General features: G+C 44.5%; 14 protein-coding genes and 1 pseudogene. 8 read left to right on the forward strand and 7 right to left on the reverse strand.

Annotation, left to right across the window (positions count from 1 at the left end):
• The first annotated feature begins 68 nt into the window (after positions 1 to 68).
• The gene (gene entS / locus RS889_RS08250; RefSeq protein ID WP_315710200.1) at positions 69 to 1,346 is read left to right on the forward strand and encodes an enterobactin transporter EntS; all 1,278 of its coding nucleotides are present in this window, start codon (positions 69 to 71) and stop codon (positions 1,344 to 1,346) included.
• A gap of 83 nt (positions 1,347 to 1,429) precedes the next feature.
• On the opposite strand, the gene fepB is transcribed toward entS, so the two are convergent.
• Complete coding sequence (gene fepB / locus RS889_RS08255; protein ID WP_315710201.1) at positions 1,430 to 2,458, reverse strand: Fe2+-enterobactin ABC transporter substrate-binding protein; 1,029 nt, start codon at positions 2,456 to 2,458, stop codon at positions 1,430 to 1,432.
• Positions 2,459 to 2,488: 30 nt separating this feature from the next.
• Positions 2,489 to 3,961, reverse strand: a complete 1,473-nt coding sequence (locus tag RS889_RS08260) for an AMP nucleosidase (RefSeq protein ID WP_021016556.1) — start codon at positions 3,959 to 3,961, stop codon at positions 2,489 to 2,491.
• 517 nt (positions 3,962 to 4,478) lie between these two features.
• Between RS889_RS08260 and licT the strand changes: the two genes are divergently transcribed.
• The 3 genes from licT (at position 4,479) to RS889_RS08275 (ending at position 8,997) form a co-directional block, all read left to right on the forward strand.
• The gene (gene licT / locus RS889_RS08265; protein WP_315710203.1) at positions 4,479 to 5,435 is read left to right on the forward strand and encodes a BglG family transcription antiterminator LicT; all 957 of its coding nucleotides are present in this window, start codon (positions 4,479 to 4,481) and stop codon (positions 5,433 to 5,435) included.
• A 167-nt stretch (positions 5,436 to 5,602) separates the two neighbouring features.
• Positions 5,603 to 7,498, forward strand: coding sequence for a beta-glucoside-specific PTS transporter subunit IIABC (locus RS889_RS08270; protein WP_315710205.1), 1,896 nt, complete (start codon positions 5,603 to 5,605; stop codon positions 7,496 to 7,498).
• A gap of 26 nt (positions 7,499 to 7,524) precedes the next feature.
• The gene (locus tag RS889_RS08275; protein WP_315710207.1) at positions 7,525 to 8,997 is read left to right on the forward strand and encodes a glycoside hydrolase family 1 protein; all 1,473 of its coding nucleotides are present in this window, start codon (positions 7,525 to 7,527) and stop codon (positions 8,995 to 8,997) included.
• 157 nt (positions 8,998 to 9,154) lie between these two features.
• On the opposite strand, the gene RS889_RS08280 is transcribed toward RS889_RS08275, so the two are convergent.
• The 4 genes from RS889_RS08280 to RS889_RS08295 form a co-directional block, all read right to left on the reverse strand.
• Entirely contained in the window at positions 9,155 to 10,021 is an 867-nt protein-coding gene (locus RS889_RS08280; protein WP_315710208.1) for a DMT family transporter, read from the reverse strand.
• 38 nt (positions 10,022 to 10,059) lie between these two features.
• Positions 10,060 to 10,287 carry a 2OG-Fe(II) oxygenase family protein gene (locus RS889_RS08285; RefSeq protein ID WP_315710955.1) on the reverse strand — a complete coding sequence of 76 codons (228 nt, stop codon included), beginning with the start codon at positions 10,285 to 10,287 and terminating at the stop codon, positions 10,060 to 10,062.
• A complete protein-coding gene (locus tag RS889_RS08290) occupies positions 10,278 to 10,745 on the reverse strand; it encodes a GNAT family N-acetyltransferase (RefSeq protein WP_315710209.1) in 468 nt (155 codons plus the stop codon). The genes RS889_RS08285 and RS889_RS08290 overlap by 10 nt, the downstream gene beginning before the upstream one ends.
• A 240-nt stretch (positions 10,746 to 10,985) precedes the next feature.
• Positions 10,986 to 11,777 (reverse strand): sulfite exporter TauE/SafE family protein, encoded by a 792-nt coding sequence (locus RS889_RS08295; protein WP_021016550.1) that lies wholly within the window; start codon positions 11,775 to 11,777, stop codon positions 10,986 to 10,988.
• A 129-nt stretch (positions 11,778 to 11,906) separates the two neighbouring features.
• Between RS889_RS08295 and RS889_RS08300 the strand changes: the two genes are divergently transcribed.
• The 4 genes from RS889_RS08300 (at position 11,907) to ada (ending at position 16,461) form a co-directional block, all read left to right on the forward strand.
• The gene (locus tag RS889_RS08300; RefSeq protein WP_315710871.1) at positions 11,907 to 12,932 is read left to right on the forward strand and encodes an IS630 family transposase; all 1,026 of its coding nucleotides are present in this window, start codon (positions 11,907 to 11,909) and stop codon (positions 12,930 to 12,932) included.
• A gap of 49 nt (positions 12,933 to 12,981) precedes the next feature.
• A complete protein-coding gene (locus tag RS889_RS08305) occupies positions 12,982 to 14,367 on the forward strand; it encodes an aminotransferase-like domain-containing protein (protein ID WP_021016549.1) in 1,386 nt (461 codons plus the stop codon).
• A 167-nt stretch (positions 14,368 to 14,534) separates the two neighbouring features.
• Positions 14,535 to 15,146 carry a DNA-3-methyladenine glycosylase family protein gene (locus tag RS889_RS08310; RefSeq protein ID WP_315710212.1) on the forward strand — a complete coding sequence of 204 codons (612 nt, stop codon included), beginning with the start codon at positions 14,535 to 14,537 and terminating at the stop codon, positions 15,144 to 15,146.
• A gap of 223 nt (positions 15,147 to 15,369) precedes the next feature.
• Positions 15,370 to 16,461 (forward strand): bifunctional DNA-binding transcriptional regulator/O6-methylguanine-DNA methyltransferase Ada, encoded by a 1,092-nt coding sequence (gene ada, locus RS889_RS08315; RefSeq protein ID WP_315710213.1) that lies wholly within the window; start codon positions 15,370 to 15,372, stop codon positions 16,459 to 16,461.
• 98 nt (positions 16,462 to 16,559) lie between these two features.
• Here ada and RS889_RS08320 read toward each other — a convergent pair.
• Positions 16,560 to 17,356: pseudogene (locus RS889_RS08320) on the reverse strand (IS5 family transposase).
• Between the last annotated feature and the right edge of the window lie 51 nt (positions 17,357 to 17,407).

Below are 17,407 nucleotides of genomic sequence, written 5' to 3' on the forward strand. Positions count from 1 at the left end.
GAGCTGCCTGTCCGTCTCTGACAGAGGGTATGGTCAATGAATAACCTTCAACCTTCGTTTAGGTAATCATGGCTAAATCGTCCATTCTGCTTGATTTCAGCTTGCTGAAAAACAATGCGCCATTTCGCGCGATCTTTGTCGCCCGTATGTTGTCAGTATTTGCACTGGGTATGCTGGCAGTCGGCGTACCGGTACAAATTCAGTCCATGACCGGGTCAACGCTACAGGTTGGTATGGCGGTGGCGCTGGATGGCGTGGGTATGTTTATCGGTCTGATGCTGGGTGGCGTGCTGGCCGATCGTTTTGATCGCCGCAAGCTGATTCTGTTTGCGCGTGGTACTTGTGGGCTGGGGTTTGTGGCTCTGAGCATGAATGCTTTTTCTGATTCACCGTCATTGTTGGCGCTCTATGTGCTGGCCGCCTGGGATGGTTTCTTTGGTGCGTTGGGTATGACGGCGCTAATGGCGGTTATTCCGCTGCTGGTCGGTCGTGAAAACCTCGCTGCCGCAGGGGCGCTGAGTATGCTGACGGTGCGTCTTGGCGCCATTCTCTCCCCGGCGCTGGGCGGAGTGATTATCGTTGCAGGTGGCGTGGGCTGGAATTTCGCCATTGCCGCAATAGGAACGTTGGCCACATTGATTCCGTTGGTGCGTTTACCGCCCTTGCAACCGGGAGCACGTGAGCCGGAGCATCCGCTACGGGCGCTGGTCAGTGGCGTGCAGTTTGTCTGTACTAATAAAGTGGTCGGTTGTGTGGTGCTAATTGGCATGCTGGTGAGCATTGTGGGCGCCATGCGTATCCTTTTCCCGGTACTGGCCAATGACGTTTACCACGCCGGCCCTTCTGCGGTTGGCCTGATGTATTCCGCTGTCCCGCTGGGGGCGATGCTGGGAGCCTTTACCAGCGGTTGGGTATCGCATGTGACGCGGCCGGGCTGGATACTACTGGGTAGTGCTACAGGCGCTTTTTTGGCGGTGACGTCGCTGGGGCTGGTTGGGCATATCCTTCCCGCATTAATGGCACTGGTCTGCTATGGCTATCTGAATGCCATCGCTTCTCTGCTGCAATTTACGCTGATACAGAGCCACACGCCGGATCACTTGCTGGGGCGGGTGAACAGTCTGGGTACCGCGCAGGATGTAAGCGGGGATTCTCTGGGAGCATTGGGACTGGGGATGATGGGACGGTTACTCACTCCGGCACTGAGTATCTTGTCATTTGGTGCCGCCGCTGCTCTGATCGGGGGATTGCTGGCCATCTGCGTACGTCCGTTACGTCACTGTACCTTCAGTAGTGCACAAGAGAATGAACCAGAGGAACAAGCCGGTGAGGTACCAGCCCGTTAATCCTGGAGTGGCAAAAAGAGCAATAAACACAGGTTCTATCTGATGCCTGCCGTGAGTCGACCGGCATCACTCGCTGCGTGCGGTTATGGTTTTTTGAAATGCTGTTCAATGTGATTGAGCATATCGCTGGCACTATAGTAATCCAGGCGGAACGTATCCAGCCCCATTGCCCATACCCGATGCTGCGCTACTGACTCCAGATGGTTGAGAAATGGGTTGGCATTTAGCTTGCTGACCGTGCTGTCATCGGCGGCAAAAAGCAGCAGACTTTTGCCGTTCAGACTGTCGGCCGTGTTTTCACCGGATATTTGCACGATATCCTGGCGTTTCCCCTGTTTGGTTTCGGTTTTTATGCCAGCGGGCAGAGTACTCAGCGTGAAGCCCAGTTCTGTCAGTAACTGGCCTTGTGCGGAAGCCGCCGTCCAGAGGTTTATACCGCGGCCATCCTCATAATACACCAGTGCGGAAACTGGCTGTGGTGGCAGGGTAATCATCCTTTTTACCGTCTGAACCCGTTGTTCAAACCGGGTAATAATACGCAGGGCATCGGCATCATGGCCGGTGGCCTCACCCAATTGTTGCGCCAGTTGCTGCCAGCTTTTATTGCCATAATCAATGACTAATGTCGGGGCAATCGCCGACAGTTGTTTATACAGTTTTAACGCGGAATCACCGCCGGTGGCTGCAATCACAATCAGATCTGGCGCAGCCGCGGCAATGGCTTCTGCGTTCGGCTCGGTAATGTAAAGCGGTTTCACGCCACGGGCAGTGGCTTCCTTGCTCCATTGAGTAAAGAATCCCTGGCTGTCGGAAACGGCGGTATTGGGACTGGTTGCGCCGGAAGCGATCAGCGGCGCGTTAATCGCCAGCAGCGTACCGCTGATCGTCACACTGGTTGATACGATGCGCTGTGGCGGATGCTGTAATGTCAACGGCCCTTTAAGGGTTTCAATAGTCCGGGGCCAACCGACCTGATGCATTTGCGCTGTTGCATGAGGTGGAGGAGGGGGCAATGCCTCTTTATCGTCGCAGCCACTCAACAGGACGCTTGCCAGAATACTGACAATAATTGCCTGTATCCAGTGTATCGTCGTCGGTACTTTGCGTTGCATGTCGTTTTTATTCCCTTTTAAATCAATTTATTAACGAAATGGCGGCTCATTGAAGGTACGCAGTTTGCGTGAATGCAGGCGATCACCTTCTGCCCGAAGCAGTTCAATGGCGCAGATGCCAATCTGTAGATGTTCTGAAATCGCGCCTTCATAGAAACGGTTGGCCTGGCCAGGCAGTTTGATTTCACCATGCAGTGGTTTGTCGGAAACGCACAGTAGTGTGCCATACGGTACCCGGAAACGATAACCTTGGGCGGCAATTGTGGCACTTTCCATATCGACGGCGACAGCGCGGCTTAGGTTGAAACGCAGGGCAGAGGCTGAATATCGCAGTTCCCAGTTGCGATCATCGGTGGTGACAACCGTACCGGTGCGCAGCCGTTGCTTCACTTCTTCACCGGGCATACCGCTGACGGTTTTGGTGGCGTCATACAGTGCGCGCTGTACTTCGGCAATGCTCGGAATCGGAATATCCGGCGGCAGTACTGAATCCAGTACATGGTCGTCACGCAGATAGGCGTGGGCCAGAACGTAGTCGCCGATGGTCTGGCTTTCGCGCAGGCCGCCACAATGGCCGATCATCAGCCAGGCATGTGGACGCAGTACCGCGAGGTGATCGCAGATGGTCTTGGCGTTGGATGGGCCGACGCCAATATTGATCAGTGTGATTCCCCTGCCTCCGGGTGCGATCAGGTGGTAGCCCGGCATTTGATGATTTTTCCAGGTGAGGTCGGAAACGACCTGTTCCGGGTGGGTGACGTCAGGGGTGATATATGACCCGCCAGCACAGGAAAGCGCTTCATATGGGCTGTTCGGATCGGCAATTTGCTCACAACTCCAACGAACAAACTCATCGACATAGCGGGTGTAATTGGTAAAAAGGACGAAGGGCTGGAAATGTTCCGCCGGAGTTCCGGTGTAATGCCGTAGCCGGGCCAGCGAGAAATCGGCTCGTAGCGCGTCGAAGTGCGATAGTGGAAAGCGCGTGATGGTCTGCGTGGTGGTTTGAAATATTCCGTCGGCGGTTTCATCGCCGATTTGCGCCAGCTCGGTGGTTGGAAAATGCTGCGCAATTCCGGCACTCATCGACCGGTTAAGGACCAGATTCGAGCCGTCAATCACATAAGGGAAGGGGATTTCCTGTTGTGACGGACCGACATCAATAATGGCCGAATACTCTCCTGCCAGTATGGTGAGCTGGTCTGCCAGATAACGGCGGAACAACGCGGGTCGGGTGATGGTAGTAGTGTAGTGACCGGGATGAGTAAAACGACCATAGGCCCGGGTTTTGGAGTGGTTGGTGGAAGTGCCGTCCCAACTGATACGTAGCTCAGGATAAACGAATAACCCGTTGGCGCGCGCCTTCACGTCAGGCAATGTATTATCCTTGATGAAATCGCTGATGGCGTCGCGCAAGGCGCAAACCGCGCTGTTGTACAACGCTTCCAGTTTATCAAGCGCCTGTTCGACGGTGAGGGTTGTGCCGGATTCGTTGCTATGCATGCTTATTCCTTTCTGCTCCCGATTTTTCACCGGATAGTAACACTACTGCGGTTAATTTAGCGTTTTGTCAGAGGTGAGATCAATTTATCTTTTTGATTTTATTTGGATAAATAAAATTAATCGATAGGGATAGTATAAGCCAAATAACCGTTCTGGGTCACAGCCGATGTCGTTTGTGTTTTGCTGGTATTTGTATGTGTGGAAATAGCGCTATATGGGTTGATTAAACTGAATATTTGAATTTGCATGGCGTATTTGGATTTGCATGATAGTTCCCTGCTAATGTCTTGATACTGGTCTGCTTAAGGCACTATCTACCAATATGAACATCCTACCAATACGAACATCCTATCAATACGAACATCTTGAGTTATTTCATGGTAATTATTAGTATAAATCACCAATAAGCATCATCTAAATCCGAGGGCCAACTCGAAAAAATCTTATTATTAAACCAATTTACAAAACCACCGGCAGTTTGAGACTCGTATCACAATAATAGTGTGAATATATATAAATGTGCTTGACCATTGCTCAGATTAAATATATAACTTGCATCAAGAAATGGATTGTTACTGTTACAAAACAGGCAAAACCTAAAAGAAGACTCTTTCTTTTAAGTTTTGCCTTTTTTTTGGGCCAAATTATGAAAATCAATAAAGTGCTAAACAACAACGTAGTGATCTCATTTGATGATAATGGCAAAGAGTGCATTGTTACTGGGAAAGGCGTTGGTTTTCATAAAAAACCTGAAGATATCATTGATGCTAATTGTATCAAAAAAATATTTCGCCTTGATGATGAACAAGATATAACGTTGAATGATGGATACTTTAACGGTGTATCTGATGAATTATTTAATATAGTTATTGATATAGTTAAACAAGCGAATAATCGGTTAGATAGGAAGCTGCATAAAAGTGTTTATGCAGCTTTAATTGACCACCTTAATTTTGCATTAGAAAGAGCCAAACAGGGCATATTTGTTAAAAGCATGCTCCTTTGGGATATCAAACATTTATATAAAGACGAATTCAACATAGGGTTGGCAGCAGTTCAAAATATTAAAAACAACATGGCAATTGAATTACCAGAGGACGAAGCTGCATTCATTGCACTGCATTTATTGGGGGCGCAAAAAAATGGCGAAGTTCCAGATATTAAAAACATAGCAAAAATAATTCAAGATATTTTAAATATTGTTAAATATCATTTTAAAATTGAATATGATGAAGAGTCTATAAATTTTCAAAGATTTGTTACACATCTGAAGTATTTCGCACATCGATTAATTAATGGTTCTTATGTTGCAGGTGAAAATGGCTCATTGTACGATGTGGTAATAACAGAATATAACCTGGCATATGAATGTGCAAAAAAAATTAATAAATGCATCACATACGAATATAACCGTTCTTTAACTGATGATGAAATGATGTTTCTCACAATACATATAGAACGAGTGAGAAACTAGTTGTATAGGTTTGTGACTGGCTAATGATTAACAATTTTTATTGTAACATCGTTTAATGTTTTAAAAATACGCGAAAAAAATCACACCCCATAAGTGTATGTGTACATATGTATACGACTATTTTATGGATATATTAATGTTAGAGTAAAACTAAATTGGGCATATTTATGAGTGACTTTAACGTGCTCTCAAAGAAAATTGTTGAGCTTGTTGGTGGAAAAAATAACGTATTATCGTTAACCCATTGTATTACCCGCTTAAGATTTTCACTAAAGGACGCTAAAAAGTTCAACAAGAAGGCGTTGGATAATTTAGATGGTGTTATTCTGGCTATTGAAAGTAATGGTCAATACCAAGTGGTAATTGGTGATCATGTTAGCTCTGTATATAAAATTATTACTACTGATTTAGGCGTTCATGGTAACGCACCGATATCTGAAGAAGATGCGAGTTCAGCTACTGAAGCAAAAGGTCATTTTCTGGCACGCCTGTTTAACACAATGTCATCAATTTTTGTTCCTGTCGTTCCAGCATTGACTGGCGCAGGCATGTTAAAAGCGTTGTTAGTTATTCTTACTACTTATCACTTCCTGGCAATTGATAGTAGTTCATATAAAATACTCGCAGCTGCAAGTAATAGCGTATTTTATTTCTTGCCAATAATGCTGGCTTTTTCAAGTGCTAAAACATTTAATGCACATCCATTTGTTGCCGCAGGCATTGTTGGAGCACTACTTGAACCAAATTTTACCAAATTGTTAGTAAATCAAGGAGATGTTACTTATTTCTTGGGAATTCCGGTTGTCTTGATGAAATATATGTCTACCGTAATTCCTGCCATTTTGTCTATTTGGGTCTATTCACATCTGGAACGATTGATGAAACGGTTTGTACACCACAGTATTGAGATGGTTATAATTCCAATGTTTGGTTTACTGATCATGGTTCCGCTTATTGCTATTGCGATTGGGCCTCTCGGTGTATTTTTGGGCAATGGTATTGCTAACTCAATTGCTTTTCTGACAGCTCGTAGTGGTTTGTTGACCGGTGCTATTATTGGTGGCGGTTGGACATTATTGGTCATGTTTGGTCTGCACTGGGGGATCGTCCCTGCCATGCTGAATAACATCGCCTTACATGGTTTTGACACCATCAAACCTGCTACGGCGACCGCTACATTCTCACAAGCTGGTGCTGCGTTTGGTGTTTTTCTGAAAAGTAAGAACAAAAAAACCAAAACATTTGCACTATCTACAATGGTGCCAGCTTTGCTTGCTGGGGTTACTGAGCCAATCGTATACGGTATTTCAGTTAAATATAAACGTCCAATGATTGCAGCCCTTATTTCAGCAACAGTCGCTGGGGCATTTGTCGGTGCAATGCATACAACAGTAATGGCATATGTGTTCCCATCATTGCTGACACTCCCTGCCTTTATGACATCAACATTTTTGTTCTACACGATTGGTATTTTCAGTGCGTTCATTATGAGTGCTGGGCTGACTTATCTCCTCGGATTTGAAGAACACATTGAAGATGATGGATTTGAGGAAAAAGCTGATGAAGACATGCTGGTTACCTCTCCAAACGGTCAATCTTTACCAGCGACATTGCTAGCTGCTCCACTGAAAGGTGACATCATCGCTTTAACTGATGTGAAAGACCCTGTGTTTGCCAGTGAATCGATTGGTAAAGGTACCGCTATCGTACCGACAGAGGGGAAAGTTTACGCCCCGCTAAACGGTGTTGTGACCAAATTATTTCAAACTAAACATGCGATAGGTATTACATCTGACAACGGCATTGAAGTACTGATCCATGTTGGTATCAACACAGTCAAATTGAACGGTGAACTTTTTGAAGCCCATATTAAGCAGGGCGACCGGATTAACACGGGGGATCTACTAATTACTTTTGACCTCGGTGAACTGAAGGCACGTGGTTTCGACGTAACAACATCAGTAATTATTGCTAATACAGAAGAGTGCGACCAGATCATGGCCACTAACCGTCAGCATGTAGATCAAACTAGTACATTGATGACCGTATCCTTGAGCGTATAGAAATAGTTTTTTAGGGGGTAACTAAGATGTTTGAGAAAAAAATTGAAGGGTATCCAGACGGTTTTCTGTGGGGGGGCGCTGTAGCAGCGAATCAAGTCGAAGGTGCCTGGAATGTCGGTGGTAAAGGATTATCAACAGCTGATATGACCATCAACAAAAAGAATTTAAAACCTGAAGAGTATGAAAAGCACTATACAATCACTGAAGAGCAGATCAGTGAAGCAATGGCTGCTACTGATGCAACCAACTATCCAAAACGTCGTGGCATAGACTTCTATCATCATTATAAAGAAGACATCGCACTATTTGCTGAAATGAATTTTAAAGTATTGCGTGTATCTATCGCATGGACGCGTATTTTCCCTAAAGGCGATGAAGATACGCCAAACGAGGAAGGTTTGAAGTTCTACGATGATCTGTTTGATGAGTTGGTTAAAAATGGCATAGAACCGTTGGTGACATTATCTCATTACGAAATGCCAATGCATCTGGTAAATAACTACGCTGGTTGGAAAGATCGAAAGACCGTAGGCTTCTTTGTGAAATTTGCGGTCACCGTCTTTGAGCGCTATCAGCGTAAAGTAAGATATTGGCTAACGTTTAATGAAATTGATAGCATTATCCGCCATCCTTTTACAACCAGCGGTATTGTTCCTTGCCGTTATTCTGCTGATGAAATTGAGCATGTAATTTACCAATCCCTTCACCATCAATTTGTTGCCAGTGCTTTAGCTGTTAAACATTGTCATCAAATCCGCCCTGATGCAAAAATTGGTTGCATGTTGACTCGTCTATTAACATATCCAGAAAGTTGCGCACCAGAAGATGTATTACTGGCCCAACAAGAAAACCAATTAAACTATTTCTTCACTGATGTACAGATCCGAGGCCATTATCCTAAGTTCATGCAACGTCGTTTTGAAAAAAAAGGTATCAAGATTGATATGCAGCAGGGTGATGAAGAAATATTGCAGCAACACACTGTGGATTTTTTATCATTCAGTTATTACATGTCCCTCGTAACCAGTATCAATGCAGATAAAATGGATAAGGTGGGTGGAAATATTGCAGGTGGCGTTAAGAATCCTTATCTGCAAACCACAGAATGGGATTGGCAGATCGATCCGATTGGCTTACGAATTGCGATGAATGACATGTATGATCGTTATCAAATCCCATTATTTGTAGTCGAAAATGGTATGGGGGCTGTGGATAAAATTGATGAAAATAATCAGATTAACGATGATTATCGTATCGAATTCTTTAAATCTCATTTAACACAGATGAAGGAAGCGATTAAAGATGGTGTTGAGGTGATGGGATATACTTCCTGGGGTCCTATTGATTTAATTAGTGCATCAACATCAGAAATGGCAAAACGCTACGGTTTCATCTATGTTGATCAAGACAATGACGGTAACGGTACACTGGCGCGTTATCGCAAGAAAAGCTTCTACTGGTATCAACATGTGATTGAAACTAACGGTTCTGAACTTTAAACGAATAGTTACGATTAGACGCAGATCTGAACGTAACCGATCGGTTATCTTTCTCTTGCTTGGCTAAAGAAAATCCATCGCTGAGTTCGAATTCATGAAAGACGGCGATGGATGAACGATAATCAAATGAATTAAAAAAACCACAAGACGAAATTTTTCATCTTGCTTCTCTCAGTTTCATTATGAAGGGTTTTAAAAAATTAACTAAGACTGCACTTGTTAAAATTAAAATGAAGCCTACAATTTGTCGGATTGATGGTATCTCATTTAAAAATGATGAGGCTATTATTACCGTAATTACAGGGGACAACAAAGTAGCATAGCTTGCATACTCAGCACTTTCATTTTGAATGAGATAAAACCATATGTAATAAGCTACAGCATTACCCACAATACCTAAATAAAGCACCGACATTAAACAACGAGGGTCAACAAATGCTTTTGATATTGGTTGCAGTAACTCACCGCTCTGAAAAAAAGGATATGTTGCACATACCAATATAGTCGACATCAGCATCTGCCAGAACAGCCTGGCTTTAAATGGGATAGCCGAGACTATCTTTTGCGATATGACTGCCCCAACCGCCCAGAAAATTGCACTACATAATATTACCGCTTCACCCAACCCAAACTTCACTTCCTTCAAAATGAACATTATTCCCGACAGGCATAAAACAAGAGAGAAAAGAGATATGATGTTTACCTTACCAGATATCGCCATAAGAATAAGTGAAGTAAAGCAGGGCATTGTATAAACAAGGATGGTTGCATTAGTCACTGATATATAGTGTAAAGCGATACTATTTAAGGTTGGGACAAGAAAGACATTTGGAACAGCAATTATGAATATTCTTATAAATGCTGACCTATCGATCATTTTAAAACTTGAAATAATGGTTTTATTAAAAAAAATGAAAATAACCAAACATGACATAAGTGAACCTGCAACCCTAAATGCATAAGGTCCTATTATATCAATGGCGATTTTAGAAACGGGAAAAGACGTTCCCCAGATCAAAGCCATAAAAAATGTTAACCACAAGCTCCTTATAGCCATCTAATCTATGCCTTTCCGTATCTTGCTATCACAGACATTCTTTTGTTTTTCTGGTTGACATTAATCATCGACACTAAATGAGGAATCTGAGTCTGAGATGTATCAAACAAAAAAAGTTCACCAAATGTTGGAGTAAGCATATCTATAACTTTCTTTCTGTTGTGATCGAGGATGTGAGTAAGGCCACCATAATTATGATCCCAATCTTCAGTTATATTAAGAGCTATGCCAATACATCGATTTTAAGTTGATACATAATAAAATCGCTGCCCGAGCCTGTATATTTATCGTAGAAACTCCTACCGCGATAATTATAGTTTTGTGTCAACCATCTAAGTACCGGCCAATTGCGCTCCTCAGAGATTTCTTTTAGTTTCTCAAAAATTTTATCCGCTATTCCCAAACCTCTAAATTTCGGGTTAATAAAAAGATCATCTAAAAATCCGATGTCTTTACCTGAAAGACTGCGAGGGCAAGCTCTAAAATGTGCCAATCCAACATGGCAACCCTCTGAGGTTACTGCTAATAACCCCTCTAATGGATGTGAAGGATCTAATAACCATTGCCATACGGTTTCCTTAATCTCCGAGGACACTGATACTTTGTAAAAATCAGCATATCCTTGGAACAGCTCAAACCAAGCCTTCTTATCACTAGAATCAAGACCTCTTACCGTTATTCCGGAATCCATTTATAAACCTCACTTAGATTTTCATGTTGGGACTATGCATCATAGGGAAATACACCTTATAGTATAGGATAGATTTGTATCTAAATACATATACATTAATACTAATGTGTGAACTGGATTTGTCGTGAACAAGAAAAAGTGGCCACAGTTTTAGTATCATTCTTTCCATTGGTTTTTCCAAACCCTGATGAAGTTCCTGTATCTAATGCAACTTTCCGAGTATTCATGACTTCACCTCACTTAATATAAATACTTAACGCATAAACTTATAAACAGACAAAGTATGGAGAAAATCAATACAGACTTAACTAAATTGCCCCCCTTTTTTACGGCCATATTGCTGCCAACATGATTGCCAAATACGTTACTAATAACAAGTGGCAGCGCCAGTGTGTAAATAATTTTCCCGGCAATAACAAATGCAACTAAAGCACCCGCATTCGAGGCCAGATTAAATATTTTAGTATTGGCTGATGCCTGAATAAGATTTAACTTTAACAGGTAATGAAAGGCGATGATGAACATGCTGCCGGCGCCAGGGCCAAAGAAACCATCATAAAACCCAACAACAAAACAGGTGATTGATGTTTTAATATAGAATTGTACATTTTGTTCTACCTTTTTATCACCGATAATGTTTTTGTCTTTTGGTATAAGGAATAATATAATTCCTGCGGGAATCAGTAGTAAAAGCAGTTTAGCTACCCACTTTGGGTCTATCAGCAATATGCTATGAGCTCCAGCGTATGCACCAATAAGTGAAAATGGAATACCAATGCCAATGACACCCCAAACCATTTTATGGTCTTTTAAAAAGTTTCTAATTGCAGCTAATGTTCCAAAAGTGCTGACTATTTTTTCTTGCCCAAGAGCCACTTGAGGTGGCATGCCCACAAGTAGAAAACCAGGCACAAGAAATAAACCACCACCGCCGGCAATGCTGTCTACAAACCCGGCGCAGAATGCAATAAGGCATAGTAGTAGTAATGCAAAATACCCGTATTCTTGCCAAAATAGGCCTAATAATTCCATTATATTTTCCCCACTCAAGTCGTGGGACTCAATTTAATTGTTCCTGTATGATGTTTGTATACACAGTTCTATACCCCTGATCATTGAAGATGCTTGATTTTCAGGCAACAGAAGATCATGCTGTTCACCATGAAAATATTCATCACTGACCAACAAAAAGCTGAACTTGAGCGCCTTCACGATTCCAGTCGTGATAAACGTGTTTGCGATCGTATTAAAGCCATTCTTCTGGCTTCCGAAGGCTGGAGTTCGGCCATGATCGCTCAGGCTTTGCGGCTGCATCAGACAACCGTTGACCATCATATCAGCGAGTTTCTGAATAAAGGGAAACTGAAACCCGAGAATGGCGGTTCAGACAGTAAACTCAGTGCTGAAAAAACAGCCTCTTTAATCAGCCAGTTATCTGATAACGTATTTCATCAGACCCGTGATATTGTCGCGTTTGTCGCCCGGACATGGAACATCGTTTTCAGCGTTCCGGGAATGAATAAGTGGCTGCACCGTAACGGCTTTACCTACAAAAAACCGTCAGGTGTTCCCCATAAATTTAGTGAAGAGAAACAAAAACAATTCATTGAATATTATGAGGAACTGAAAGCAACTGCGGGTGATGAACCGGTTCTTTTTATTGATGCTGTCCATCCTACTCAGGCCACTAAAATCAGTTATGGCTGGATACGCAAAGGCCAGAGAAAAGCGGTAAAAACAACGGGAAGTCGTACACGGCTGAACATCATGGGGGCGCTGAATCTGAAGGCCCCGGAACACCCGCTAATCTGCGAATATAAAACGATTAATGAATACAATGTATCTCGTTTTTTCAATGAGATACGTAAGGTTTATCCTGATTATGGCCAGAAAGTTCATGTTATTCTGGATGGTGCAGGTTATCACCGTTCACAGTTAGTGAAAGAGTGGGCGGAGGTGGTAAATATAAAACTTCATTATCTCCCGCCGTACAGTCCGAACCTGAATCCGATAGAACGAATGTGGAAATTAATGAACGAACATGCCCGGAATAATCGCTACTTCAGCAGTAGCAGGGAGTTCAGGGATGCAATATCTGAATTTTTCAGCGATACGCTACCGGACATGGCGGGTTCTCTGACGTCCCGAATTAATGACCGTTTTCAGGTACTGAAATCTGCATCTTGAGGTTTATTGGGTATATAGAACATTTTCTATAACAGTTCATCGAGCTAACATGAAAGAACTACCCCAGTATGTAAAAATAGCGCAGTTTTTATGTACACCCATTGATAGTGGAACCTTAAAACCGGGAGATAAGCTCCCGTCAATAAGACAAATAGCGCGAGAGCATAAAGTAAGTACGATGACTGCATTACAGGCGATCCGCTTACTTGAAACGAAAGGAAAAATTACTGCTTACCCTCGATCAGGCTATTTTGTCGCAGAAATATTACTTACTGAAAATAAAGAAAAAATTGATTTTTTACCCCTAACGACAGACGAAGATCTCCATCTGTCATTAGTGGGAACCCCTTGTCGGATCAGGTTGGATCTCGCCAATGCCTCAACTGAGCTATATCCGACGGATAAACTAAGCATCATCATGCGGCAGTTGATCTATAAAACACCTGCGTTGCTCGGTGCGCCAGTAAATGGAATGGGATATGAACCCCTCAGGCACCAGATAGCACGCAAAGCATTAGATTATGGTTGTGCTCTTGATATCGATGAAATCATTGTAACCAATGGTTGTATTGAAGCGCTTTCACTGGCGATCAGGGCGACAACTAAACCAGGCGATACCGTTGTCGTCGAGTCACCAACCTATTTCGTTATACTGCAAATGCTACAGAAACTCGGGCGGACTGTTATAGAAATACCAACGACAGAAAGTGGTTTAGATCTAGAACAGTTAGAGAAAGCTATCAATATGCTCAATATTAGAGCAATTATTACCATCCCAAATGCAAATAACCCGATGGGAAGTACGCCGGATGAGCATGCTAAAAAACGCTTGGTTACTCTGGCTGAAAATAATGACATCATCATTATTGAAGACGATATATACGGTGATCTTTGCTACGCTAATAATCGTCCCAAGCCTCTACGTGCTATAAGTAGCAATGTGATCTTGTGTAGTGGGTTTTCCAAAACATTGTCACCAGGCTTTAGGATTGGTTGGGTTGCGGCAGGAAGACATACATCAACATTGTCAGCCATAAAATATACCACAACCATGGGGACAGCCATCTATCCTCAAGCCACCATTGCTGAGTTTCTAAGGTCGGGTAGTTACGATATTCATATAAAAAAATTACGAAAAGCGTTGTCTGTTCAAATAAAACATATACGAGATACTATCACTCAGTATTTCCCTCCAGGTACCACAGTCACTGATCCCAAAGGGGGATTTGTACTATGGGTCACGCTTCCTGAACATACAATAAACACCCGTGAATTATTGAAAAGGGCACGGTTAGAAGGTATCGGAATAGCGCCCGGGGCCATTTTTGCATCGGATAATCGTTTCGATCATGCATTTAGATTGAATGCGGGTTTTGGCTGGAATACGGAAGTGAAAAACGCAATTATCACGTTAGCCGAACTGGTTTGTAATTAAATAGCTTCTGTCGATAGCGGCAGAAGCTATATTGCCGAATAAATTACTCATTGTATCTGGCGAGTATTACTTATAACGAATAGATGATATAAATAAAAATTTTTAATGAGACAATTGACGATGTAGCCGGTATGTATATTCACTGGGTATAGACATCAGGAGTGTTCATGACTTTTTTTATTTATGGTGATACCGAAACTGACTGGTTAAGCAAGCGTGATAAACGAATGGCGGAGGCTATCGCGCGGTTCGGTGTTATTCGCCGTCCGTCCATGCCGGATTTATTCAGCGCACTGGTGACCTATATTGTTGAACAACAGATATCAGTTGCGGCTGCCAGAACGGTGAATCAGCGATTATTAACATTGTGCGATGGCGCATTAACCCCTGAAAGCGTGTACAACCTCAGCCCGGAGGATATTCAGGCATGTGGTATGACCATGAAAAAAGCCCATTACATTCTGGGGGTAGCGCAATCTGCTGTCAGCGGGGCAGTGGATCTGTCGGCGGTTCAGCATATGGATGATCAGGCGGTGATAAAAACCCTGACCACGCTGAACGGTGTCGGAGTCTGGACTGTCGAAATGCTATTGATTTTTTCGCTGCGCCGGCCTGATGTGTTGAGCTGGGGGGATCTGGCCATTCAGCGAGGCATGATGCGACTTTATCATCATAAAAAACTGTCCCGGGAGCAATTTGAGCGTTATCGGCGTCGCTACTCCCCCTACGGAACCACTGCGTCGCTCTATCTGTGGGAAATGGCGAAAGAGATACCATAAGAAAACATGGCGGCACGGTAAAACGTTTTCAATAATAAGTGTCGGAATGACGCGCCATCATTCGGCGTTATCGTGGGTAAAATTAAAAAGCAAATAACGGAGTTTATTGTCGTTAGGTGACGGGCATAATCGTCACTATGCGGCCTGATCCGGTTCGTCATTGGCTGGCGATTATGACGATGGCTCCGGTAAATCGGGTATTGATTGTGCACAGGAGAATAGAATGATGAGTGATAACGCATCGTCGCCCGAACTTTGGGAAACGGATGACGCCCGTTGGCAGGCGGTGGTTGAGCGAAACAGTGCGGCCGACGGCAGTTTCGTGTTCGGTGTCACGACGACCGGCGTATATTGTTCGCCATCCGGTGCGGCCCGACTGCCAAAACGCGAAAACGTGGTGTTTTTTGATTCAGATGCCGCGGCAGAAAAGGCTGGTTTTCGCCCTAGCCGACGGTATAAGAGGGGGCAGCCGCCGCTAGATGCCGTTCATGCCGCTAAAATAACCCAGGCGTGTCGCTATATAGCGCAGACCGACGGTGCGGTAAAACTGGCCGACATAGCGACGCATGTCGGTATGAGTGCGTTTCATTTTCATCGATTATTCAAAGCGGTCACCGGTTTGACGCCCAGGGCTTTCGCCAGTGCGCATCGAGGCCAGCGTTTGCGTGAAGCATTGGGTAAAACCGGCCGTGTGACGGACGCGATTTTTGATGCGGGGTTTAACACCACTAGTCGATGCTATGAGCAATCCGACGCCATACTGGGCATGTCGCCCAAAACCTGGCAGTCAGGCGGCAAAGGGATGCGTATCTGGTTTGCGGTCGGCGTCTGTTCATTGGGAGATATACTAGTCGCGCAGAGCGAAAAGGGGATTTGCGCCATTCTGTTGGGTGACGAGGCCGAAACGCTGGTTTGTGACTTGCAAGATCAGTTTCCACAGGCCGAATTGATCGGTGGCGATGATGATTTCGAGCAGGTTATCGCCCAGGTGGTGGGGTTTATTGAAGCGCCGGGACGTAATCTGGCTTTGCCGCTGGATATTCGTGGTACCGCTTTTCAATTACGAGTCTGGCAGGCGCTGAAGGATATTCCGCCGGGGACCACCGTGAGTTATAGCGACATCGCCCAGCGCATTGGTTCACCTAAAGCCGTGCGGGCTGTCGCCAGCGCCTGTGCCAACAACCGACTGGCGGTGGCGATCCCATGTCATCGCGTGGTAAGGCGTGATGGTGCTCTGGCGGGATATCGCTGGGGGGTGGAGCGCAAACGCGCGCTGTTGGATAAAGAAGCCCGCGAATTTGTATTATTGCGCTGATGGCCCTGTTTCAGTGCTGTTTGTTCGGCTGGAAGAGGCCTGAATTGAGCTGTTGATTTGCGGCATCAAATTCAAGGTTATTCGCTAGGGCGTGTCCTTTAACTTAACAACCACTTCAAAAATAACCTGATCGCCCTCAGTTTTAGCATACTCAGGTAGTTTCTGGCTGTTTTTTCCGAGCGGGTGGCAATACGACGATTTTCTTTGAGTATCGCAAAGCAACGCTCCACGACATTGCGTTTTTTGTACAGGCGCGTGTCGAGGGGCCGACGTCCGTCCTGACTGGCCTTCTCGTTCGATTTAAACGGAACAACCGCTTTTATTCCTTTTATTTTCAAATAAATGCGAAGATTATTGCCTGAATAGCCCTTATCCGCCAGTACCGCTTTCGGGCGCGATTTCAGGTGCCCGCGTTTTCGGATAATCCCGACTCGGTTAAGCAACGTTTCCGCATACCGGCTTTCGTGGGCTTGTCCGCCGCTCAGGCAAAAACTCAGCGGTAATCCTGTGCCATCTGTCGCCAGATGGATTTTGGTGCCAAAGCCGCCGCGAGAGCGACCCAGCCCATGGTCCTCAAGTTCATCGGGATGTTTTTTTTCGCACCAGCGGCCGCTTTCAGGGCGCGAACGTTACTGCCATCCAGCGCGATAACATCCCAGTCAATCAGCGCTTTCTCATCCAGAATTTGGAGTGATTTATTGAAAATGCTGTTAATTATTCCGGCTTTAGACCACCGGTTGAAGCGGTTGTAGATGGTTTTCCATTGACCATAACGCTCAGGTAAATCTCGCCAGGGCGCGCCAGAGCAAAGAACCCAAAATATGCCATTCATGACATGTCTGTGCGCAAAGTAAGGGCGTCCGCCTCTGGAAGAGCCTCATTCAGGTGGCAGCATGAGAGAAATCAGCGCCTATGCTTCATCGGGAAAATCGTAACGCGCCAAATT

The sequence above is a fragment of the Brenneria uluponensis genome (assembly GCF_032395385.1).
GTDB classification, from domain to species: domain Bacteria; phylum Pseudomonadota; class Gammaproteobacteria; order Enterobacterales; family Enterobacteriaceae; genus Prodigiosinella; species Prodigiosinella aquatilis.

Coding starts and splice junctions, on each gene's coding strand:
- licT (WP_315710203.1), top strand. CDS start 4,479: ATGTGCTTGACCATTGCTCAGATTAAATATATAACTTGCATCAAGAAA.
- RS889_RS08280 (WP_315710208.1), bottom strand. CDS start 10,021: ATGGCTTTGATCTGGGGAACGTCTTTTCCCGTTTCTAAAATCGCCATT.
- RS889_RS08310 (WP_315710212.1), top strand. CDS start 14,535: ATGACTTTTTTTATTTATGGTGATACCGAAACTGACTGGTTAAGCAAG.
- entS (WP_315710200.1), top strand. CDS start 69: ATGGCTAAATCGTCCATTCTGCTTGATTTCAGCTTGCTGAAAAACAAT.
- RS889_RS08275 (WP_315710207.1), top strand. CDS start 7,525: ATGTTTGAGAAAAAAATTGAAGGGTATCCAGACGGTTTTCTGTGGGGG.
- RS889_RS08260 (WP_021016556.1), bottom strand. CDS start 3,961: ATGCATAGCAACGAATCCGGCACAACCCTCACCGTCGAACAGGCGCTT.
- RS889_RS08295 (WP_021016550.1), bottom strand. CDS start 11,777: ATGGAATTATTAGGCCTATTTTGGCAAGAATACGGGTATTTTGCATTA.
- ada (WP_315710213.1), top strand. CDS start 15,370: ATGATGAGTGATAACGCATCGTCGCCCGAACTTTGGGAAACGGATGAC.
- RS889_RS08290 (WP_315710209.1), bottom strand. CDS start 10,745: ATGGATTCCGGAATAACGGTAAGAGGTCTTGATTCTAGTGATAAGAAG.
- RS889_RS08305 (WP_021016549.1), top strand. CDS start 12,982: ATGAAAGAACTACCCCAGTATGTAAAAATAGCGCAGTTTTTATGTACA.
- fepB (WP_315710201.1), bottom strand. CDS start 2,458: ATGCAACGCAAAGTACCGACGACGATACACTGGATACAGGCAATTATT.
- RS889_RS08300 (WP_315710871.1), top strand. CDS start 11,907: ATGAAAATATTCATCACTGACCAACAAAAAGCTGAACTTGAGCGCCTT.
- RS889_RS08270 (WP_315710205.1), top strand. CDS start 5,603: ATGAGTGACTTTAACGTGCTCTCAAAGAAAATTGTTGAGCTTGTTGGT.